At 48.7% G+C, this 21,968-nt stretch carries 29 protein-coding genes; all 29 read right to left on the bottom strand.

Going from position 1 to position 21,968, the window contains the following annotated elements; genetic code table 11:
• Positions 1-3: 3 nt before the first annotated feature.
• Positions 4-423, bottom strand: a complete 420-nt coding sequence (locus ACSAMP_RS05515) for a hypothetical protein (protein ID WP_410100896.1) — start codon at positions 421-423, stop codon at positions 4-6.
• A complete protein-coding gene (locus ACSAMP_RS05510; protein WP_147562149.1) occupies positions 416-754 on the bottom strand; it encodes a hypothetical protein in 339 nt (112 codons plus the stop codon). The genes ACSAMP_RS05515 and ACSAMP_RS05510 overlap by 8 nt, the downstream gene beginning before the upstream one ends.
• A 410-nt stretch (positions 755-1,164) precedes the next feature.
• Positions 1,165-1,410, bottom strand: coding sequence for a hypothetical protein (locus ACSAMP_RS05505; protein WP_227109807.1), 246 nt, complete (start codon positions 1,408-1,410; stop codon positions 1,165-1,167).
• An 8-nt stretch (positions 1,411-1,418) separates the two neighbouring features.
• Entirely contained in the window at positions 1,419-4,211 is a 2,793-nt protein-coding gene (locus ACSAMP_RS05500) for a helix-turn-helix domain-containing protein (RefSeq protein ID WP_457799769.1), read from the bottom strand.
• Between the two features lie 2 nt (positions 4,212-4,213).
• Entirely contained in the window at positions 4,214-4,771 is a 558-nt protein-coding gene (locus tag ACSAMP_RS05495) for a PD-(D/E)XK nuclease family protein (protein ID WP_147562146.1), read from the bottom strand.
• On the bottom strand, positions 4,743-5,033 hold the full coding sequence (locus ACSAMP_RS05490; protein ID WP_147562145.1) for a hypothetical protein: 291 nt from the start codon (positions 5,031-5,033) through the stop codon (positions 4,743-4,745). Before ACSAMP_RS05490 ends, ACSAMP_RS05495 begins: the two co-directional genes overlap by 29 nt.
• A 176-nt stretch (positions 5,034-5,209) precedes the next feature.
• Positions 5,210-6,007: a DUF4839 domain-containing protein gene (locus ACSAMP_RS05485; RefSeq protein WP_147562144.1), complete on the bottom strand. Its 798-nt coding sequence runs from the start codon at positions 6,005-6,007 to the stop codon at positions 5,210-5,212.
• Positions 6,004-6,534 carry a hypothetical protein gene (locus ACSAMP_RS05480; protein ID WP_227109811.1) on the bottom strand — a complete coding sequence of 177 codons (531 nt, stop codon included), beginning with the start codon at positions 6,532-6,534 and terminating at the stop codon, positions 6,004-6,006. Before ACSAMP_RS05480 ends, ACSAMP_RS05485 begins: the two co-directional genes overlap by 4 nt.
• A gap of 734 nt (positions 6,535-7,268) precedes the next feature.
• The gene (locus ACSAMP_RS05475; protein WP_418690822.1) at positions 7,269-7,469 is read right to left on the bottom strand and encodes a hypothetical protein; all 201 of its coding nucleotides are present in this window, start codon (positions 7,467-7,469) and stop codon (positions 7,269-7,271) included.
• 159 nt (positions 7,470-7,628) lie between these two features.
• The gene (locus ACSAMP_RS05470) at positions 7,629-7,934 is read right to left on the bottom strand and encodes a hypothetical protein (protein WP_457799768.1); all 306 of its coding nucleotides are present in this window, start codon (positions 7,932-7,934) and stop codon (positions 7,629-7,631) included.
• A 4-nt stretch (positions 7,935-7,938) separates the two neighbouring features.
• A complete protein-coding gene (locus ACSAMP_RS05465; RefSeq protein ID WP_457799767.1) occupies positions 7,939-8,613 on the bottom strand; it encodes a hypothetical protein in 675 nt (224 codons plus the stop codon).
• Between the two features lie 13 nt (positions 8,614-8,626).
• Positions 8,627-8,962 (bottom strand): nucleoside triphosphate pyrophosphohydrolase family protein, encoded by a 336-nt coding sequence (locus ACSAMP_RS05460; protein WP_147562139.1) that lies wholly within the window; start codon positions 8,960-8,962, stop codon positions 8,627-8,629.
• 1 nt (position 8,963) lies between these two features.
• Positions 8,964-9,800, bottom strand: a complete 837-nt coding sequence (locus ACSAMP_RS05455) for a hypothetical protein (protein ID WP_457799766.1) — start codon at positions 9,798-9,800, stop codon at positions 8,964-8,966.
• Positions 9,794-10,468: a hypothetical protein gene (locus ACSAMP_RS05450; protein WP_418690826.1), complete on the bottom strand. Its 675-nt coding sequence runs from the start codon at positions 10,466-10,468 to the stop codon at positions 9,794-9,796. Before ACSAMP_RS05450 ends, ACSAMP_RS05455 begins: the two co-directional genes overlap by 7 nt.
• The gene (locus ACSAMP_RS05445; protein WP_147562136.1) at positions 10,465-10,725 is read right to left on the bottom strand and encodes a hypothetical protein; all 261 of its coding nucleotides are present in this window, start codon (positions 10,723-10,725) and stop codon (positions 10,465-10,467) included. Before ACSAMP_RS05445 ends, ACSAMP_RS05450 begins: the two co-directional genes overlap by 4 nt.
• Positions 10,725-11,054, bottom strand: coding sequence for a hypothetical protein (locus tag ACSAMP_RS05440; RefSeq protein ID WP_418690828.1), 330 nt, complete (start codon positions 11,052-11,054; stop codon positions 10,725-10,727). Before ACSAMP_RS05440 ends, ACSAMP_RS05445 begins: the two co-directional genes overlap by 1 nt.
• Before the next feature lie 27 nt (positions 11,055-11,081).
• A complete protein-coding gene (locus tag ACSAMP_RS05435; RefSeq protein ID WP_457799765.1) occupies positions 11,082-11,807 on the bottom strand; it encodes a hypothetical protein in 726 nt (241 codons plus the stop codon).
• Positions 11,808-11,809: 2 nt separating this feature from the next.
• The gene (locus ACSAMP_RS05430) at positions 11,810-12,355 is read right to left on the bottom strand and encodes a LemA family protein (protein WP_418690830.1); all 546 of its coding nucleotides are present in this window, start codon (positions 12,353-12,355) and stop codon (positions 11,810-11,812) included.
• A gap of 57 nt (positions 12,356-12,412) precedes the next feature.
• Complete coding sequence (locus ACSAMP_RS05425; protein WP_418690831.1) at positions 12,413-12,568, bottom strand: hypothetical protein; 156 nt, start codon at positions 12,566-12,568, stop codon at positions 12,413-12,415.
• A 1-nt stretch (position 12,569) separates the two neighbouring features.
• Positions 12,570-13,814: a DEAD/DEAH box helicase family protein gene (locus ACSAMP_RS05420; protein WP_418690832.1), complete on the bottom strand. Its 1,245-nt coding sequence runs from the start codon at positions 13,812-13,814 to the stop codon at positions 12,570-12,572.
• A 2-nt stretch (positions 13,815-13,816) separates the two neighbouring features.
• Complete coding sequence (locus ACSAMP_RS05415; RefSeq protein ID WP_418690833.1) at positions 13,817-14,116, bottom strand: hypothetical protein; 300 nt, start codon at positions 14,114-14,116, stop codon at positions 13,817-13,819.
• A complete protein-coding gene (locus ACSAMP_RS05410) occupies positions 14,113-15,018 on the bottom strand; it encodes an N-6 DNA methylase (protein WP_418690834.1) in 906 nt (301 codons plus the stop codon). The genes ACSAMP_RS05415 and ACSAMP_RS05410 overlap by 4 nt, the downstream gene beginning before the upstream one ends.
• 66 nt (positions 15,019-15,084) lie before the next feature.
• Complete coding sequence (locus ACSAMP_RS05405; protein WP_147562129.1) at positions 15,085-15,558, bottom strand: hypothetical protein; 474 nt, start codon at positions 15,556-15,558, stop codon at positions 15,085-15,087.
• Positions 15,559-15,578: 20 nt separating this feature from the next.
• Positions 15,579-19,724, bottom strand: a complete 4,146-nt coding sequence (locus ACSAMP_RS05400; protein ID WP_457799764.1) for a DUF5906 domain-containing protein — start codon at positions 19,722-19,724, stop codon at positions 15,579-15,581.
• Positions 19,725-19,732: 8 nt separating this feature from the next.
• On the bottom strand, positions 19,733-19,957 hold the full coding sequence (locus ACSAMP_RS05395) for a hypothetical protein (protein WP_147562127.1): 225 nt from the start codon (positions 19,955-19,957) through the stop codon (positions 19,733-19,735).
• Between the two features lie 16 nt (positions 19,958-19,973).
• Positions 19,974-20,522, bottom strand: coding sequence for a hypothetical protein (locus ACSAMP_RS05390; protein ID WP_457799763.1), 549 nt, complete (start codon positions 20,520-20,522; stop codon positions 19,974-19,976).
• Position 20,523: 1 nt separating this feature from the next.
• A complete protein-coding gene (locus ACSAMP_RS05385) occupies positions 20,524-21,117 on the bottom strand; it encodes a hypothetical protein (protein ID WP_147562125.1) in 594 nt (197 codons plus the stop codon).
• A complete protein-coding gene (locus ACSAMP_RS05380; protein WP_147562124.1) occupies positions 21,110-21,274 on the bottom strand; it encodes a histidine kinase in 165 nt (54 codons plus the stop codon). Before ACSAMP_RS05380 ends, ACSAMP_RS05385 begins: the two co-directional genes overlap by 8 nt.
• A gap of 119 nt (positions 21,275-21,393) precedes the next feature.
• A complete protein-coding gene (locus ACSAMP_RS05375) occupies positions 21,394-21,948 on the bottom strand; it encodes a cell wall hydrolase (protein WP_457799762.1) in 555 nt (184 codons plus the stop codon).
• Positions 21,949-21,968: the final 20 nt, after the last annotated feature.

The following is a 21,968-nucleotide window of genomic DNA, read 5'->3' as shown; positions in this document are numbered from 1 at the left end:
CTCCTATCTTATTTGCTTCCACGGGCAGGTATCGTTTCTCGCCCGCTCAACGGGGGAATGCGCAAGCATCCCCTCATCGCCGTAATGAATTGCATTATGCGTTTTGTGACTCACACAGATCAGATACTCCGGGTTCAGCAGATTGTCGCTGAGTGTCCGGATGTCCTCTCGTGTGATTGGGTTCATGTGATGGATTAGGATTTTACCGCCAATCTCATAACCGTCGAGACCGAGGTCACAGCCGTTGTCCCGGATAAGAACAAGGTTGCGTACATCCTTCCATTTCTGCGAGCGATAGAAAAGCTGGTTCAGATAACGGTCGAATCCGAAGGTATCCTGCCCGACAGCTCCGTCCAACTTCAAATACCGAAACCGTTCCGCAAAAGTGAAAAGGCGGGATAACTCCGAATAGGTCTTAATCATCCTCGTCACCGCCTCGTCCGCTGTATTGCTTCATGGCTTCATATGCATTCTTATAAAGTTCTTCCAATCGCTGTGCAGATTTCAGGGACTGCGTCTTCGCGTCGATCAGCTCTTTCTGCTTTTCAAGGATCTCTTTTTCGATACGCTCTTTAGTTGAGCCGAGCTTTAAGTAGTGAGTAATGACCTGCGAAGACGCAGTCCCCTCCATCAACTGTTTCTCAGCAAGGTCGACGGCCAGCGAGATCATCTGGTTTTCTCTGGCTTCCGGTGTCAAAGCCGGCCGCATCTTTTTCCGAGAACTCTGGCAATCCGCAGCCTTGGCTTTTCGCATTCCCTTGCTGCCTCCTTTTCTGAAAATATCATGTGGTATTGCTTGGGTTTCTCTGACTATCCGAGGTCTTTTCCTAAAGTTTGCGGCGGCGCTTCAAAGAACCCGCAGAGCATTGCAGCATCTCTTTTGAAAGGAGAAAAAAGAAGGAGGCAAGATCCATCATCTTGGCTGCCGTATTAAGCTCTGTGGGTCCTTTGAAACGTCGCCGCTCCGGAAAGTGAAAATATCCCTCCCGGCCCCAAAACTGCTTTCCAAAAATCTCCCCCGGAGAATTTCCGAAGACACCCGCGATACAGGGAGGGGGTGTGATTTTAGAGACCCTCCCCCTATGCCTTGATGTATCAGCTATCCTCCAATGGAAAGACACAACAAAGATTGTTTTCCGGAAAACAGTTCATTCATTGATTATTTTACGATGCGGTTTGTATAACTTTTCGATAGATGTTCCGGAAGTCGTACTTGATGATTTCGTCAATCGCGCGTTCAACTTCCAAATCGTTCTCATCTTCGGTCAACTGACTCGATGTTCGGGCAATTCTTCCCAGATAAGCACAGGTATGGTACCCCTTCTCCTCGTCATAGAGGAGCCAAGAAGTGAACTGCTCGAAAGGATTGTAAGGATTGTCAACTGTTGTTAAAGCGCATTTCCTTGCCATTTGAAAGCTCACTCCTTTCCTTTGAGGTACTTTGTAACAGTCGAAGAAGAAATGCCAAGATCTTCCGCGATTTCAGATGTGCTGTAACCGGAAGCCTGCATCGACTTGATCTTGTTGACCTTTGCCTGACTGAGCGTCGTTGTGGTGCGCGGCATAGAGCGCGCCCTGAGATCGTCGATGTCGGTGTTGTTCAAGATCTGATACAGCTTATTCTCGCTGATTGCTCCGGCTTGAATTGCTTCCCATTCGCGGTCTGTGATCTTGATGTTCTCGCGCTTGGCTCCGACAGAGGTGCGGGCGGCAGAGAGGGCCTGCGACTTGGCTTTCTTCTTTTCAGATTTGGTCATGTCGGGGTTTTCCTGCTCCTTTGCCGTCACCACGGAGTTAGCGATGACCTGGGCCTGCCGCTCACGAGGCGCATTCTTCAAAGCAATGTTCAGCTTTGCAGTCAGCGACTTGTATTCAGGCAGGTAAGTTTCCTTGGCGGAGGCGCTGTATTCGATCTTGCCGGTATGGACCATCTCCTTGCGAGCCTGGTTGCCGAGGGACTTCATCTTATTGGCATAATCTGCATAAAGCTGCTCCTGGGGGGTACCGGAGGACAGGGAATAGGCATCTCTGGTTTCTGCCATTTTTGTGCTGTCCTGTGTCCGCACCTGCTTCTTTCCGCTCTTGTCGGTATACTCCTCACGAACGGACTTCCAGCTCTGCTCACCGGTATCGGGGTCAATCATAGGCGAACCCTTCCGCTTCAGTACGACCTGTTTGGAAGAGGCCCGGGATATTAAAGTCGAAGCACCCCCATAGCCCTCGTCATCGGCATGAGCCTGGTACTTCTTCTTCAACGCAATGATACCGTTATCAGTCTCGCTCTGCTTGTAGTCCAACTTGTGCTTCTCAGCGTCGATGACGACCATCGAATGCCGAACAGCCCTTGCCAGCTCGTCAGGAGGCGCACCCTTTAGGGTCATGTCGGTGATGAGGTTCGAGATCTTGCCCATCTCCGTCTGGGTGTTGTTCATTCGCTGAAAGACCTTGCCGCCCCTGCTGTAATACTCACGGCCCTTGCTATCCACTCTGACAGGATCACCGGAATCAGCTCCGTAATCAAGCTTCGGGTCGAATCCCTCAAGCCCTTTCAAAGCCGCGGTAGAGGTAATGCGCACCTTGCTCTTGGAAGAATTGCAGGGAATCACCATAACGGTGTCACCGTCAAAGTCCGCACCGGAAAGCCGACCGGCAACCTTAGAGTTGATACCGATGGCATCGGCAGGGGTGTTTCCGAGAACTCTTTTTCCCTCAGCCTGCTTGTTGTTCACAGTTAGGATTGGGATTTCAAAGGTGCCGCCATGCGGGTAACGGATCAGCGCGACCGTTTCGCCGTCTTTGTAGTTCGGGGCATACACTTCATTGTCCTTGATAGAGGTCAACGAAAGAATGACCTGATACTTCTGACGGGGAAGCGCCGCTGCCTGCAAGTGAACTGCAGCCGCATCGCAGTCGTCGGAGAACGATTTTAGCAGGACTTTTTTCAAAGTCGGGTTCGGCAGGGAGCAAATCTCATCAAACTCAGCCTGCTTATCGGCGGAAGCCAAATTGAGTTGTTTTTTGATAAGGCTCAAACTCTGCTTTGAAAGAAACTGAGAAGGGAGTCGATCGCTCCATTCGCCCCAGTCGCCCTCTTCGGCACGCTTGTTGATGAGGGAAAGCTGCTTCTTACCATTCTTGTCATAATAATAGCTCTGTCCGCCCTTTTGACCGTCGCCTTTATCGGGGTCAACAACGCCTTCTTTGATGAGCGACCCAAAGGGGTTAGTTGGATCATCCTTGATCGGCTTCAGAACCTTCATCGTCGGCGTACCCTTCGCCTTGTTGGTGTTGAACATCACGTCAATGCCGTCGGGCAGGTCGTCGGAATAAACCGCCATGCCCTTGATGTAGTGTGTTCCGTCCACAAGAATGCGGACCTGTGCATAATGCGACTCACCGAGGCTCAGATCGTCCACGCCGCGCCGGATTTCCACAACGCCATCCTTGTCAATGCCGCCGTCCTCCGCATAGCGGATCTGCAAACGGCTCGAATCCATACTCTTGGGGTAGACCCATTTCGGGTCGTAGCTTTCGCCTCCATCATGAGAAACGTAATCGACCACGGAATGAATATTCCCAAAATCATACATTTCCCGATGCTCGGTTCCCTGCGGGCAGGCCACGGTCAGCGTCGTAAATTTGCCGGGGTTGGTCGCCTGAGGAATGCGGCCGTTGTAGACCGGATAGCCCTCCTGCTCCAAAATATAAAGAGCCTGGTCAAGCTTCTCTTTCGAGATGCCCAACTCACGCTCCACACCAACGCCGACGTCGATCATGCCTTTTTCCGCGATCTGCCTTTTGAGAAATTCCGCGGTGGTCTTCGCCTGATTCATGCGAGACTCTGAGTTTTCGTTCAGCAGCGAACGGATCGAGGAGTCGCTGTTGTATCCCATCTTTGCCGCAATCTCATTCAGACTATACCCTTCGTCACGAAGACGGCGGGCAGTTGCAACCTCCTGTGAACGGCGCTCATCCTTAGCAAGCGACTTCTGCACGCGAAGCTGTGTGGTCGTCATGCCGAGCGCTTCGGCGATCTGCGTCTCACTCATCCCGGACTTCCGCATGGTTTCCACACGGCTGAGAAAATCACCGCTGTGCTGGTTGGGGTTCTTTCCACTACCCAGGGGGTATCTTCCGCTGCCCCGCCCCGGAGCGCCTTCCATTTTCCCGACGCCGTAATGCATCAGGATATCTTCCGCAATCGGGTTCACAGTCAGCCCTCCTCTGCACGAATTTTATTGATGATTTTGTCGAATGTGATGATCTTCTCCATAATCGGCAGAATATCATCTGCCGTTGGGTTCGCATAAACGATCTCGCTGTTCTGATAAAGCCGCAGTTCGATCTCGATGTCCGCCGGGCGCACGGTATATTCCAGACAGAACAGCGCCGCATAGATCTCAAGCTGTTCCATGTGTGCAGGAACGACCCCCGATTTGAAATCGTGAATACGCAGCAGATTGTTGCGGAACGCGATCGCATCGGTCGTCCCGAAGCAATTTTCAGAATAGAACAGCACCTGCTCCGGTGTCATTCGATATCCAATGGCGTCATTGACGTACATGTTCAAAGTCTTCTGTGACTTCGGGAGCCGCTGCCCCAAGCGGATGCACTGCGCGGCAAACTCATGAAGCACCGTGCCTTTCTGCGCCGCAAGGAAATTGGAATAGACGTCTACGACCTTCGCTTCGTCATAGTTGATCCAATGGTACTTGCTTGCGCCGAGAAAAGCGTGCTGTCCTTCAAGATTGGAATGCCTGTTGAAGTTCATGTAGCACTTCCTCCTCATTTTCCGGCGAGATGAAACGAGAAAACGACATCTCGTTCATCCGACCGACATAGTATTCTTGATTCGGCTGTCTTTTTGCTCCGGCGCTTTTCTTACATTCCAAAGAAGCCCATCGGTCACGATAAAGCACCAGCAAATCGGGGATACCCTGCTTATAGCTCGCGTCGTTTTTCATCACGATGCAGCCGGGGAACATCCGCTTCAGCTTTTGAATCAGGTTGGCTTGAAAATTGCGCTCCAGCATAACAGAGAGCCTCCTTTCCACAAAACAAAAGAGAGAATGCTCGTTCTGCCAAAAAGCAGACGATTTATTCCCTCTCTTCATAAAAGGGGATGTATTTTTCGCGCAGGCCAAAAAAGAGCAAAAGAAAAGACCGAGACGCAGTTAAGCATCTCGGCCATCTCTAAAATATCAAATTGTTATCTCTCTTCCACCAGCACCGGCTTCAAGTAGAATATTCCGCGCTCCGCGTCGAAGCTATCCACTTTAGCCGTCACCCGAACGTTACTCCCAGCCGCCACAAACGAGGGCAGGTACAGATCTTCGATTCCAAGCCCGTTGGTATTCACATCCTCGAACTTAAAGACCGGACCGGGGTTTGCCGTATTCTCGTCAACGTAATCACCGGCGCTGAGCAAAATATCATAGCGTGTCTTATAGTCATCGTGGTTCATCACATAAGTGATGCAGCTATCAAACAAAATCGTCTGCCCCTTATAATTCTCGGCAAACGCCTTATACGAATCGTCGATCTCCGCTTTTACAGTAATCATGCTTGCCAACGCTTCGCAATTCTCAACTGTCAAAATATCATCGCCAGTATCAACAGTATCGGCCGACTGGCTCTCTTCTGCATCAGAACTGTCGGAACCGGTATCGTCCTCCGGGAACGAATGATAACGAATGATTACTTCCGTATCGGCTGGCACCCATTTATTTGGTGAATACTCTTCGTCGCCGCCAACGGAGACAGACTCGACTTCACCCTCCTTTGTCAACCAGCCTGTAATCAGGTCGCCCATCGGAGCAAGCTGAATATTGGTAAAGCCGCTTTCCTCAAAATCGGAAACCACTTCCTGATAGCCCCGACCCTGCTGGATTTTTGAACCCGATGGGGTTTCCGCTTCGCCGTCATGGTTCTTTTCTGTTGAACCTCCGCAGGCCGCAAGCGAGAAAACCATCACAAGCATCAGCAAAACTGCAAATATCTTTTTCACGATTTCTCCTTTCGCTTCATCGCCTGAAGCACATTGTCTTTTAATTTTTCGCACGTCTCGGCAGCAGCCTGTTTCCGTGCAGCAGCTTTCACAGCCCGTTTCTCTTTGGCAAGGGCTTTCTGCTGCTGTTCTTCTTCAAACTTCCGCCGGCTCTCTGAAATGACATCTTCCGTAATATAGCTTAAAACGACGTTGCTTTTGGCTCTGACCTTTCGGCCCTGCGGAGGGTCGCTTTTTACGATTTGCTGATCGGCGCAATCCCGATACTTTGCGTGAGCGGCAGAAAGAGGCAACTTGCTTGTTGTAACAGTAAGCCCCGCGGCAGTTACCGTTGCCACGCCATCGCTGAGACTTACGGGAAAACCCTTGGAATATAAACGAGGTACTTCGATCAATTCGCCGCGTTCGTCAATCTTATCCTTTGCCCAGTCTGCGACAGGCTCGGCTAAAGCAACGACCGGCCCAATAGCTACGGCCGCCTGACCGAGTTTCTTGGCAAGCGTCATAAGCTCTTTGCTGTTCGCCATTTCCTATTCCTCCGCAAAAATAAAAAGAGTGCGCCCCAATGAAGGAACGCACCCGAAAAAGTGAAGATCCCTCATTGCTGCGACACAACCTCAAGACCGAAAGGGAAATGAGTAAAGAGAGAAAAACACTTTTTACCAAAGTATCTTCCCCTAACGGTCAAAATATATGAAGTTGTGTCGCAAGAACAGTATAGCATAGGAACTTGAAAATAGGAAGAAGAATTTGTGCGAAATATCAAGCCGACATCTTCGCTTGTTTCCGCAGGTCGTCGTAAATCATACGGCTTCCGTCCGTCAAATATACCAGAATCATCATATAGCCATACGGCTGAAAACGAAGGGACTGTCGCCCGAGGTTCGGGTAAATCGACTTGAAATTAGTATAAAGATCATCCCATGTTATTTTCGGCATTTCTTCCTCCTTAAATGACTTGTGGCCAAAAACCCACTTTTTTTCGCCTATTACTATATATTTTTAATCTTTTTATCATAATAGTGAAGAGAAAAAAGTGGGCAAAATGGGCTTTGAGCCCGCAAGCCCTTGAAAACACTGGGTTTTTCGTGGCCAAATAGGGGTTTCAAAAGTGGGCAGAAAGTGGGCAAATGGCCATTTTTTCGTCCGAAAACGCTTATCGGGGGCATAAAAATTCGGCCAAAATCACTCTCTGCCCACGTTTTTCCGGGCAAAGCCCACTTTTCAAAACCCAAAAGTGGGCAGAAAATCGAGCAGTTTTTCACCTCCAAATACGGCCGGTTCGCTTGTCCGTCAGCACAATACGGCCTTCGATTCGGAAGCCTGCCAGCTCGCAAAGATAGAAGATCGTGTCAAGAAGTCTGTGAAAACGGGCATCCTCCTCGTCGATTTTTCGCAGGGCTTCATACGCTGTCGGGTCGGAATAGCCCTCTTTGTTCTTATGCGGATTGTTCTGGGGCAAGCCAAAACACCTCCTATTCTTTTTGTCGGTACCAGTCCTCTACATCCACACCAATCTCTTTCAGCTTGTGCGTGCAGAGCCAGACATCGTCCGAAATATCCATTTCATAGCGGTTGACCAGCGCGTTCAAAGCATCGGAAAAGCCGTCAAAGAACTTCTTCAGACGCTTTGGACCAAGGCCGAGCTGCGTGTGCAGTTCCCAAAGTCTGTCACAGCCTGCTGATCGCTGTCCGAGGAGAGAATGCGGGAGAGCGTCTTAAAACGGCTGAACTTATCACCCAAGCGAATGCGTGGCATTGCCATTCCTTCTTCAATGTAGGTCTGGTGGAAGCTGTCGCCGTAGTCGTGGTTCTTTTTCGCGTAAAGCACATTCAGCCCCATGCAAAGCTCGCGATGACGGAGCACTTTGTCCGTTTCATAAGGGGTTGCCGCAAGCTCGCCGTCGGCATACAATTTACTACACATGGTCTCAATCCTCCTGTACGCCGGGAATTCTGCGGAACAGTTCAGCAATGAGCTCCGCGTTTTTGCAGGCTGTTAAAGTCTCTCGCTGAAGCGCCGTAACCTTATCCTGCATCTTCTCAATGTCATCGGTTTCAACCTCTACGGAAACCAAGATTGAAGATTCAAGGTACAAAGCGGGACGAGCGCAGTAGTTGCCGATGTATACGTCGTTGTAGTTGACGCTCCCATCAGTGTACACGAAGAACGCGCCGTAGCCGTTGCTGGAGTTCGGGGAGTAAGAAGTCGCAAGCCAGTACCAGTCAGATGCAAGCGGAATGTACTTGCGATAACGGCGGTATTCATCCAGCGTCAATACCCGTCCGAAAACGCAGGGTGTGCCGTAAATTGTCTCACCGCACATGGAAAGCAGGTTAATGGGGCGCTCGACAACAGCCTTGGAGATATTGGGATGCCCCTGATGCAGCCAAATATCAACGTGCTTCTGGAGATAGCTGCCGACGAAATTGTCGTGGTCTTTTCGCTCAGCGTCCTTATGCTCGAACGGAATGTGTTTGGGAAAAACGTCGGCGGTCAGCACGAAAGATGCGTGAGCGTCCTCATCCAGCTTGACAAACTTTACGCCATCGAGGATAAAGGATTCTCCGCGGCGTACCTGTGCGAGTTCCATATTTTTGATCATTTTGCTTCTCCTTTCAAATATCATTTGCATTGCGGTGTAAGCTGTGCTCAGCATCAAAGCCGTCTGGGTAGCGAGCACGAAGCTTATCAATGTTCATCTGAAAGATCGTTTCCAGATCATACCCGATAGCGTCCGCACTAACCGCCAGATACCATGCAACATCGCCAAGTTCCTTTGCCATGTGTTCGCGGTCCAGATCATGGCCTTGGAACAGATGCTTTTTGAGAATATCAATGCATTCTCCAGCCTCGCCATTCAGCCCCATAAGGCCGTTGAGGATACGAGGATATTCCTGAGACATTCCGGAAGCTGTCCGAAGTGCCTCTTTCTGATATTCATTGGGTGTCATGTTATCTCCTTCCGCTACAATAAGAATTTTCAGGCGCAGAATTGCCATTACCAGTAATCAATTCGCTATACGGCAGGCTCTCGATCCAGTCGCAGAAGGTATGCCACTCATCCAACTTGTGATTGCGGCGGGACTTATACATGTTGGCCAGAACCTCATAGTTCAGCATAACCGTCCGTCGCTGATTGTACGAGCTCGGCAGGAGCTGGATCATCTGCCACCAATCCTGCTTATCCTTGGTTTCAAGGTAGCTTTCGCGATATGCGTTTAGCATCTCGATCGTACATCTAAGAATATCAAGAGGCGTCATCCATACCTTGTGTGGCGAAGTGATATCTTCATCGACGGTTGCACTCTCAATCCAGTTACGGTGATAGGGTTCGCAATTCAGATGCTCATGGCTGAAGTCGTCCAGTGTGAATTCCTTATCCGCGATTTTGTGCATCGTAGAGCAGGAGTTCATTTCGATGTCATACTCTAAGTAGCCGTCGTCGATAATGTCAGGCTCATCATCACCAAACCTTTTACCGGCACGATATGTCTTGAACTCCTTCCACCAATACAGCGGAGCAGTGATATCCAGATAGACGGTAATCATCCGCATGAACTTACGGTGATCGGTGCCGGCATTTCTCAGTCGGTTCATCAAATCTGCATCATTCGGACCAATCCAAAATTCAGTATCATCAGAGTAAGAAGCCAAAATATGATTCTCCCTCTGAACTGGAGCGATATATCTCCAATTAGAATCACTCTTCTCCCAAGAGTTCTTAGGATTCCGCATACCACGAATGGCGTGCTCCCAGCCCATAACCTCGGTGTTTTCAATTTTCAGCATTGTTTTTTATCCTCCTTAAATCTCCTGAATTTAAGAATATGTTCCATAAGAATGGCCCGAGTCACGGGTCCAACGCCACCGATAAATGGAACATAATTTTGAATACCGGATATACCAACGAAATCTCCACCAATATCAACAACTGTAGCGGTCGGTTTCAATTCCAACTCCGTAAAGTCGGCTCTTCCAACAGAAGATATAATTAGGTCAGCATTTTGGGCTAATCTCCAAATAGAAGACGACTTTGTGAGACTGTGTGCGATTGTAACGGTTGCGTTGGCTCTCGTCAATAAATGTGATAGTGGCTCCCCAACTCGCTCCGATCGACCTAACAAAAGAACATCTGCACCCTGAAAAATAAAACCGTAACGTCGAAGCAAACGCATGGACGCTTCGGCTGTGCAAGGCGTCAAATATCCGCCATCCAGATTGATCGCATCGGGAACCCGAATATATGGATTTAGCGATATGGTTGGATAAGTACAGTTGTGAACAAGTTTTTCTGCGGTAATGATCTCGACTCCGCATCTTTTAGCATCTGAACAAATCCCTTTATAGTAAGGTTCGTTGGCGTTTTTGACAATGACCTGTGCAACTTTATCGCCTGGCGTATCTTTTACGGAGCCTAAAATATCAGCCGCAAGGTCGGTTCCAATCCAAATGTTCATGGCGTTTTACTCATCTCACAAAGCACGGCATTTTTTTCATCGCAAAACTTGATGGATGATGGGTCAACCCGACGAACACCATCTCTGAATTCGACGATCCCATAAACCTGCCCGATTTGTCCACCAGGGTGGCCGCCACGAAGAGGGCTGGCATCGACAACATTGCTCCACTGTTCCCAAAGATGAAAATATCCGAGCTCGCCCTTGACTTCGCAAAAACGAGTGGTAAATTCCACGTTCATGTTGATTCCTGCCATTACAAACCTTCTTTCTGCGGATCGGAAAGAACCTCAACATAGTGACTATCGACCGTAGCAGCCTCAACATTCATTTGCTCAAGCATCATTTGAAGCTCGTCAACGAGATACTTCTGCGATTTACCGAGTCCGCCGCTTGCGAGAAGCCGGATGTAATTGGTAACCGTGATGGGAACAGGGATCTTCTTACCCATCTGAGCCGCAGCCATTTGAATATATTTGCTCATTGAATAGGTGGCCACGACGATAGTCGCACCAGTCTTTTCAGACATTTCAATAAGCGTTGTGGTTTTGCCGCTCTGCCGTTCGCCGATATAAACAGTGGTCATTTGGAAGTCTCCTTTCAAAATAGATTCTCATTCGAGCCATTCGTTTTCTCGTTCGTAGAATTTGAAAACTATCACGCCAGTTCCTATAATCCAAAATATCCAGAATACAGTGGTACCGACACCTTTTTCAAGCCTGTTAACGGCCTCATCAATAGTTAAATCCTCATAAAATGGACTACTATCAGAGATAGTGTTGTCAGAAAGGGTTGTAAAGATGGTTCCTGTATGTGTGATACCGATGCCATAGTATTCATACCGAACATGACCGGATTCGTATATGGTATCAATGTATCTCGTTCCGGGTAGTTCAAATTTGGAAATTGGAAAAGTAGCTTCACAGAAAGAAACAGTTGACGCTGCCTTTGACTCTTCTCCGGCATAATCCCAACTCCAATAGGTTTCGATGGTATATGTAGTGTTTCCGTTTGCATCCATATGTGCAACTGTGCGAGTATGCATCGTATAGAGCTTTTTGATTTTTTCGACATACATATAGGAGCCGTCGATCTCTGGATAAGAAACAGGGTCGAGTGCTTCAAGTATCCCATAGACGAATGCGTTCCCGACATTTGTTCTCATGCCATAGGAAAACGTCTCTTGACTATCAATTTTGACCGCCTTGTTATAGACCTCATTCCTATCCATTTGACGTTCCGTTATTTTGGCCGAAATAAGAATCCCGACCAGTATCATGACGGCAATAATCGAGATACTGGCCAGAACTTCTCTTTTTGTAATTTCAAAATTACGCATAGTCAATCTCCGAATAGGTTCTGCGGAGCATCAACGGGAGCATTGTAGTCGAGGTAGTCATAGGTTTGCGTTTCATAACCGAGAATATTGAGAAAGAGACGAGCAGGAAATTGCCGTACATAGCGATTGTATTCCTTAACCTGCTTGTTGAAATTACTGCGGTATTCTGCAATCAGGTTCTCGGTGATGGAGAGCTCATTCATAAGTTCCTTATAGTTTTCGTTTGACTTGAGTTCTGGATAGGCCTCGGATACAGCAGTGATAGCTGTTGCAACATTTTCAATATCTCCAGAACTTCCGCGCCCCTCTACAATGGCGGTCAAAGTTTCGGCCTCGTGCTTATCATATTGCATGACACAGTCGGCGAGGTTGTAGACTAAGTCAACTCGCCGTTTTTCCTGGACGCGAATATCAGACTGTGCGGTATTGACCTGTTCTTCCAAGGTAAAGGCCTTGTTCTGAGTGCCCTGCACAGCAAAAATGCAAAGAAGGACAATCGCCAAAATGCCAGCGAGAACAATGAGAATGAGTTTGGTATCTTTTTTCATTAGGTTTCTCCTTTCAAATATCAACGGTTACTTTTTGTCGATTCTGCGGGCTTTCCGCTATTTACCCTCCCAATTCATAGGCTTGTGCGTAGCGTAGTTGACCGGATTGCTTAGGCACTCGTCGCACGGATCGGCCTCTTCCGGCAGTTTCTTGTGCTCACAAGTTTTGCAGTAACGGTCGTAATAGACTTCCTGCAAGTTTTCATCATTCATATTAAATAACCCTCCTTAACGGTTTTGTCGCGTTAGTCACATATCGTTGCTCGTTGAATTGCTTCTTTTCGCTGAGTGCACGACTGATGGCGAGGTCAATGCCGCTCCTGGATTTCAAATGAAAATAGTAAAGGTCTGTGAACTTGGTGTTCAGCCGGTCAATGCGTCCGGATGCCTGTTCCATCATCTTGTAGGAGTAGTTTTGGGAGTAAAATATAATGGTGTCGGTCGAAATACAGTTCCACCCCTCGGCTCCGGCATTGTACTGAACCAGGTAGATCCAGTTATCGCCCTTCGGAATTGGTTGGTGCTTGTGCCCGTTCCATTCCGCAACTTCGGTTTTTTCGCCATAGTAGAGACTTTTCAGGATCTCCAATTCGTAGTCGAAGTTATAGAATATAATGGCTTTTGGATGGTCCTCGATGATCTCCAGCAGGGCAATTTGCCGGGATTCGTCTGAATTGACGATTTTACGCCACGCATAGCACAGTTCCGAAGCAGTTTCAATCGGGCGTTCCTCCCAGATGTTCCAGCGGTTTCTCGTAATGTCCTTGTAGGCGGAAATGTCATACCGAACGAAGATGTCCTCGTGGTGACGAACGGTCTTTCGCTCGAAGTCCATCGTAATGAGAATGTTGTTCCGCAAGCGAACCAGACGACCCGTGTTGACATAGCGATCAATCTTCGGGAATTTGGCTCGCCAATCGTAGACGATATGGTTATCTACGAATTCCGTCTTATTGCGATAGAAGCCGTTGGCGATGAACACAGGAATATAATCTTGCCAAGTGTCGCCCGGAGTAGCGGATAATAGTATCCAATCGTTTGACTTGGCGATTTTCAGAAACGCTTTTGTCCATGCCCCATACCCGACAACACGTTGTTCGTCAAATATAAAGAAAGCATTCGCTACGCCTTTATACTTGGCGATGTTGTTCCACGAGTCCACAACGACTTTATTGGGGTAGGCGCTTGCTTCGGGATTTGTGGAAAGCAGGAACGGTGAAAGCTCACCCTCCCATTCCAGAGTGTCCCGTTTTCGCGCTGTGGTGATAATGTAAAGGTCTTTTGGCTTCTGCCGCATACGGACATACTTTGTGGTATTTAGCTGACCGCCGTTTTTCTCGTAGTAGTAAGCCAGCGCCGTTCTCGATTTTCCGCTGCCAACACCGCCGCAAAGGATACATCCATTTTTCATCCTTCCGACAGCATCGAGCTGATGATCGTATAATGAGATACCGGCCATGATCAAAGTTTTCCTGCGAGTTCGGGCATAGCCGTCATCCAATAACAGCGAAACGCATCATAGTTCAACGGAGAAACGCCGTATTTTTTCTCATACATACGGCAGATTGCGTTCCATTTCTGGTTAATCTCTTTCAGGACGGCAATAACAGCTTCATCCTTAACCGCTTTTCGTTGTTTACAAACGGCAGTAACCTCATCGGACATTTCCAGCAGCAGTTTTTTGGTTGTGCCAATTTCGCCGTTTTTTTGTTCCTCCATAATGAGGGTATCGTATTTCTCGAAATAATCCCGTGCTTTCACAGCTTGTCTCCTTTCTCGTTCATGAGGGCATCAAACCCTCGGAATATCCGTCGCATTGTCCATATGTTGGAAAAGTACATAGGCGTGAACCAGTAATGATCGAGCTTATCTCCGGTCGTCATCGGTTCGGTCAGACTGTTGCCAACCTTGACATACCCGGCAACGCCGAGAAGCGAAAGCTGGATATAGCACATAAGAGCCACACATTCATCAATATCCTGCGCGACGACAAGAACGTGGTTCTGGTGGTTCAAATTGGCTTTTTCCAGTTGCTTTCTGGCCTCATTGACGCCGGCAATCAATGTTGCTCCGCCGCCGCAACATGGGTCGTTGACCGAAATATAACCATGCTCTTTGACCTGCTCGACAACATTCTCCATCGTTATCGTCGCCATAAGCTGGCAAATATGGTACGGTGTAAATATCTGTTGCAGCCGCTTACTGCCGAGATCCAACTCCATATACATACTTCCGAGAAAATCCTGTTCGGGGTTTTCTTCCAAGGCCATAACGGTGTGAGCAAGCAGTTCGGGAAACAACGCCTGTTCTTTTTTCCGGTATTTGCGGATGATTTTCAAATATCTTTTCTCCCGCTCCTCGAAGTGGGTCTTATCGACAGGATTTGACAGCGCACAGGCGGCCATTACGACAAAATCATTCCAAACCTCAAAAGAACGGTATCCGGCAGAGGCGATCTGCTTGAAAGTCGTAAGAAATTCTTTCTGATAATGGCGTGGCTTTTTGGCTTGTGTGACAGTAGACCCTTTTACTGCGGATTTTTCAGGCTTTGGAATCGTGATATGCGGAATATCTTTTGGTAGCTCGATTGCCGATGGAGCAATCTGTCTCTTTGCCGTTGGCTTTTTAGCCTTTTTCTTAGGTTTGGGTTTCCAAAACAGCATGATTTTTCTCCTTTCAAAAAAGAAAAGGAGCGCCAGCTATTTCTAACCGACGCTCCGTGCTGTTGATTACTCTTCGGGACCTTCCTCAGCAGCGTACTTAGCCGCGAATTCGTCCTCTTCGATCGTGACATACATATTTTTCAGGTATGCCTTGACGCCCTCCTTGCCGTTGACTTCCCAGCAATAGGGGCGAATGGTCAGGTCGACATTGCGGATCTCCGCGTAATCCAGAGCCTCGATGGACTCCTCGTCCAAAGGCGTCTGAACACGCCGGGTGATCATAATGACCTTGGGCGGAATGTTCTTGAAGCTGACCGCCACCTGAATGTAGTGACGCGGCGCCTCGCCGTCCTCGCGGGGAGCGAGAACACGGATGTTCCAGCCCTCTTCGGAGAGCTGCTGCGCACGGTCGGGGTCGTCGATAATGACACAGAAATTGCGGTCGCCAGCGCGGTTGTACTTGTCTTCCTTACCGGAGAAATTGCGGAACAGGATGTGGGCGTTTTCAATGATGATGTTATCAACGGTTCTGTAAGACATAAAAAATCTCCTCTCAAATATTAGCGCACATCAAACGGTGTGCTGTCTTCTTCATGTGGATCTCCGGCTCCAAACCAGGGCGGAGTATCCTGCGGAATGTAGGGATCGTCCGAAACGAACCACTCGAAGTCGCCGTACTTGGAAATATCATTGGCCGCGGTATCAACCATAGCGTCATAGTAGGAACGGTCGATTCCGTTTTCTTTTCCGAGGCTTTTGACCATCTCGGACTCCAACCAGCGATACCCCTTTGAGCCGGTTGCCGCAGCATATCCATTCTCTCCGGTTTTGCTGGTCGTTTCCCGCAACAGAACGCCTCCGTTAAAGCCATTTTTCATAGGACAGAACTGACCAACCTTGCCGATAAACACATAGTTGTGACCCTTGGTAATTTCGGAAGTGAGTTCTTCTACACGAGCACATTCCGATTTCATCTGCTCGTTCAGCCGAGTCGGGTCGTTGATCTGCTTCCAAAGTTTGTCCCTCTCAGCTTCCAGCTTGGACACATCGGGCATACCCTCATTCATGTCCAAATATAAAGCGCTGGACACGGACTTGGTTTCGCACATATCCCGGAACTCGATCTCCTCGTGGGAGAACAGCTTCTTGAACACATACGGGATCTGGAACTGCGTACCGGTTGCGGTCCACTGGCCGCCATGTTTTTTGCAGTCTTTGACGACATCCTTGCTCTGGTTGACATAGGCTTCGCCATAAAGCTCACAGCAATGCTCCACAGTTGCGTACTTGGCAATATAAACGGCGTCATTGACCAGAGTCATACGATCGTAGGTGGCTTCGTGCTCGAAAATATAACCATACTTCTTGCCGTAGTCCGTGACAAAGCGAATGATTTCCATATCTGCGTCCGGGATCTTGATAGAGTCCGTTTTGATATGGGCGACCTTGTAGCCTCTGCGCTGAACCTCGTGCTTCAGATTGATCATGAACAAAGCCCCGCGCTTGGCCACGATGTTATCTTTGTTGCGGTTGTCCTTGAATGGGTTCTCGAATGCAGCCGAAGTCAGTCCGTAGACCGAGTTGATCGCGATTTTCAGAGCCTGTGCTAAATTGTCCGCAGCAGTCTCATCGGTCAGGTACTTTGCCAAAGCGCCGCCCAGCATTTTCTTGGCCTTATCAAAATCCTTATGCTTGATGGCTACGCGGGCATCCTTGATCTCCTGAAACCGCTTCGTATACTCCGGCCCGAACAGTTCTTCGGCAATGATGCTGCTGGGGTGCATGGATGCAATATCCAGCAGAGCAATGTTCCCATACATTCCGGGCTCGGAATAAACATATCCACCCTCGCCGACTTCTTCGTCGCGATAGGTGGATTTTCCATGATTGAACTTATAACCGGGAAAGATGGGGCGATTGAGCTTGTCGAATACCGTAAAGCGGTCGGGGTCATTCGGACCGAAAGTGAAGGGAAGATCGTCCGGATCATACACCTGACTCTCATCGCCCATGTCTCGGTAGTTAAACTGGCTTTGGGGTTTCCGATTGCCGCCAAATATAATTCTTGTGGTAAGCGAGTTTGTGGTGTCGTTGACCGTCATGCCGGCCACATCTGCCAGGATCTCTCTCGCCACAAAGTCTGCCTTGCGGGCATTGAACACCGCCTCGGTGGCAATAACGTCGTTGTCGCAGTATTCCGCGACCTTCGTCCAAAGTTCTTCGGAGACGGGCTGATTCCACGGCAGACCGAGTTCCTGATGATGAATGCCCAACTCGATCTCAAACTTCTTCAGGCTCTGCTTCTTACTGGAGAAATCGTAAACATCTGTGTAGCTAACATTGTACGCTTCCCCAAAGAAACAATTTGCGCTGCCGTTGATGATGCGCTGAGATAGGTTATAGAGCTGTTCGTTGGTGTAGCCGATCAGCCGAGCATAGAGAATGTGGTTGTCATACCGTCGGCAGTTGAACCCCACCAAACGGAACCGCATCAATTCTTCGATCTCGGTCGGTGTCGGGTTGATCATCCGAACAACCGGTTTTCCTTCGCCTTCGATCTTCCAGTTTACAAGGAACAGATTAGGGAAAACCTCAACATCGTAAAAGACGAGCTGTGCCTCATCATTTCTTGCGGTTTCAGAAGGACTTTCCGATTTGAACTGCATTTTGTTTACCAACTTGATGCAATAATCGGATTTGTTCGTGCTCTGTGCAGCAAAAGCCAAAATATCAGGACGCATGTCCGTCACATCATAGCTTATACCGCTTGCGTGAGCGTCTTCCAGCGCCTTATAAATGAAATCAACGCTGGGTTTTGTTGCGGGATGGTATTCCTTATTGAGATTGCGCTTGATGATCGTTCTAAGCCCTTTCTCGTTTTTTACCCCGTCAAAATTTACCATCTTATCTTCTCCTTTCAACGGTAAACCGGAGCTGATCGTAGCGACAGGCAAGTCGTTGCACTTCGTCAACTTGCGGCGGAGGGAGCTGTTGCCGGTGAACACTTTGACCTCAACATGGTCGTCATATACCTTGCTCAGCTTTGATGGATCTCCGCTGTAAATATAATGCAGGTGAACGCCGCAGCCGCTTTTGCTGAGTTCCGCATAGGTCAGCGGCCACTTGCTTGCCTCCTCGACATTCCGTTCAAAGGACTTGTTGCCGTTTTCATCCGGAATATCAAAGTCGATTACGATATGATTTTCAGGAAGCTTGACATAATGGAGCTTGGAGGTATCCAGATCATGCAGCTTTGTCTTGACCGTCGACCACTTCCTGAAGGGGGTTCCATTGTCGGTTGCGTATTGTGCCGGATAATCTGCACACATGGCATCGAGTATGGATTTCGTGCTTTCGAGTCGAAGCAGGTGGGGCTTTGCCTCTGTTTTCTCTCCAACGGTCTGATCCTCGAATTTCTCCGTCCGAAATCCGCTGTAATAGCTTCTCACACGGGAACCGTCCGAAAGGTTGAACCGTTCTTTATACTCGTGGAAGTAGTTTTTAAGCTCCTCCTTGAATACGCGCTGAGAAAATGGATACCCCACCTTGGCCTCTTCGCAATAGGTGTTATACATGGCCCATGCTGCTTTGAGTGTCGTCCCATCCTCTTTTTTGAAGATGTGATAGGAGTCGACAACAAAGTTATAAAAGTCGTTCGATGCTCCCAGCATGGTGATCGGAATATAATCGTCGTACTGTCCGGGGTTGTTCAAATAAACCTCTTGACAGTGATAGGCGATGGCTCCGAGTTCAAAACCGACCTGCTTTACCGTGGCTTTGTACTCCTTGGGGCTCAGCTTTTCTCCAGAGGGCGATACATCAATCAGCCGTCGGATCAGGCCCGACTTGGCATCGGTGATCTTTACCGGTTTGTTGGTGCCCATGAAGAGGAAGCACTTGAAACGGTTGGAGTAGGTCGATTTGAACTTCTCGTTGACGGTCATCAGCTCATGAGAAACAAGGCTGTTCAGGCGCGTATTGTCCTCGATTTTTGAGAGATCGCCGTCGTGCTGAATTGCCACAAGCGGATTGCTCTTGAATGCCTCCAACGCAAAGGAATTGCTGGATGAGCCGAGAGCCTTTGCGTCGAATACGGAGTAATATCCCTCGAAAAGCTGCTGAATGATGTTCAGGATCGTGGACTTACCCGTACCCGCCGCGCCATACAGCACCATGAACTTCTGGAGCTTTTTGGAGTCTCCGGAAACGATAGAGCCGATGGCCCACTCGATTTTATTCCGTTCCTCTGGAATGTAAAGCGTTGACATCAGCTTCTCGTAAGCCGTCAGAGCACCCGGTTCAAGAGGGTAGCTCAGCCGCTTGCTGGCATAGTCCTTCTTGTTGGTCTCGGTATTGGAAAATATCAATTTTTCATCCAGCATGTGAAATGAGTCACGCATCTGCTTTTGGCAGTATTTGTGCCACGAGTCGATCATGCCGGATTCCGCATCCCACATGTGCAGGATCTTTACGGTTGCGTCGAAGCGCTGGCGGTTCTCTTCCGCATATCTATCCAATTCGCGGTCTATGAGCTGCAAGGCGTCCTGCTCATCGGTGGACCATAAACCACGTTCCTCAATCCAGATAGCGTAAAAGTCACCACCTCGAATCATCAGATCGGAGCTTTTTTTGATAATGAACTTGGGATAGATTTCGATTACGCCGCGCTTTGTACTACGCGTTGAAATCATCAAAAAGTCGATCATCGCATTGTTTACTCTCCCTTCGGGCGCTTCATATCCTCAATTTTCTCGCTGAGTTCTTTCAGCTTTTTTTTCTGTTCCCAGCGGTCCATCTCAGACAACACGATATAGCAAGTCATTGCAAAAATCGTAAGCGTGAGATTGCGATTCGTCTTTTTCAGCCGTCCAGCAACGCTTTTGATTGCCTTAGTACACTTTGCGGTATCGGCAAAAATATAAATCTTCGTTTCGGCCATTTTTAAGCAGCTCCTTTCAAATCAATTTGTCCAGGTACCAGCACAGTTGATACCAGATTTCGACGGTTCTCAAGTCATACGGGCAATGCTCAATGGTAAACAGCCCACCCTTGCCATCAGGCTCATATGTTCGATCCAGAAAGCGTTGGATAACAAGGTCCACATACTTTCGGTCAAATTTCGAGTCTGTCATGTCGCCGAGGCCCAAGTTGGTAATCATTTGCCAAAACCATTGACCGGTTCGATTTCCAACATCCGGGTCAGTCATAATGTGTTCTTCACAACGCACCGCCAAAGCGGTCATCATTTCAAGAACACTGCAAGGGCTATCGTCAAGATACGCCGCGATCATGGCATCTCTATAACCGTTTTCACGACCGAACCGATACCGCAGGTCTATCCCATCTTCCATCCGATTGCCGTCCATGGGCACTGAATAAGCGAATGCAGTGTCATGAAGCCGCGCCAATAGCTTCCAATAGGATAAACGCTTGCAGTATCCGCGGTCATAGACGAGCTGGCACATCCATTCAAAATATGCATTGACAAGCTCGTTTTTCGTCACATTAGTCCTCCATTACACGAGGCTTCTTCTTGACTACATCGGCATAATTCCGTGTGTCAAGAAGAATCTCATAGTCGCACTTCCGACTGTCATTGCGGACAAAGACGGAATCATCCTCGTACTCTCCAAAATGGTTCAGAGCATCGCTTCCGACAGTCGCATCCACGTCGTCAACGACCTCGTCATCTTCATCGGCCAACACGCCATCGGCATAATAAGTCAGACTGATGCGATTGTAGTCATCCATTTCTCCGAAGGAGTCGGGCGAGATCACATAGGGCTTATCCTCTTCGATCTCTACCGGATGTTTTTCGGGCTTTTTCTGCGACTCCGCATTGCTGTAATCGCGATATCCGTTTTCCTTCAGAATATTCGCATAAGTGGCGATATCGGGTTTTTCCCGCGCCTGCTCTGCCTTGTTCTGCATATCGGGGTCGATCTCGACCGGTTCACGCCTGGCAAAAGTCTTTTTGACCGACGCGATTTCTTCGTCCGAAATCTCCTGATATTTCGTTTTGAAATACTGCCATGAGACGGCAACTCCGGCCGCTCCGCCTATGATAAGGCCGAGGCCGAAGACCAATTTGTTATTCATCGGATTCCTCCTCATCGACTTTGATGGTCATAACGGTAAGGGCGAGACCGCCAAAGAGCATTGATGCACTCAGCAGAATCCCGCCCATAATATGACGCTTGCGCTTCGTATCGAGGACGTAATCAAGTCCTGCGATAAAACGCTCCAGCTCGTCCATTTCAGCACCCCTTTCCGGTCGAAAGCAGAGCCATTCCGCCGACAAGACAGATGCCGGACATCGCAGCGAACACATAGGAAACAAACGGCAAGATCTTACGCATGATAAAGACTCCTTTCTCAGTCATAGCTTGAAAAATAGTGGTGTTCTACCTGAAACATGGGAGTGCCGTAGTTGCTATACCGCCCGGCAGTAAAGAACATGACCTCGTAATTGGTCCGATTAAGCAGCTCCTCTTTTACAAGCTGCACAATATTGTCCATTACATAGCATCGGTCAACACGCCCGTTCCACATAGAAGAAAACTGGTTTTTCTGATAGATTACTTCGGCGACCGTATCAGGGAAGCGCTCGTGATCCACACGGTTCAAAATGGTATCTATCACAAGCCGTTTGCCCTCTTCGCATTCACCCTTGGCTTCCGCCATAGTGACAAGTGCAATAAGATCGATTTCCTCCTGCGAAATCGGATATGTCGGTTCATCAATGACTAAAGCCATGGTCTGCACTGAAATATCAGTAGTGTCCGGTTCTTCCGCTACGACTTCACACTCGGTATAAACCGGTTCGGGCGGGGATTCGTCTTTGGAAGCGGTGGTATAAACCATGCATCCGGCAAAAACGAATAACATACACAGGTTGGCAATTAAGCCGATTTTTACATGCTCAGGCATTTCAACATCACCTCGGAAAA

The sequence above is a fragment of the Flintibacter sp. SJQ-8 genome, from assembly GCF_054108085.1.
Note: the sequence above shows the minus strand (reverse complement) of the source record. Positions and strands in the feature narration are given on the sequence as shown.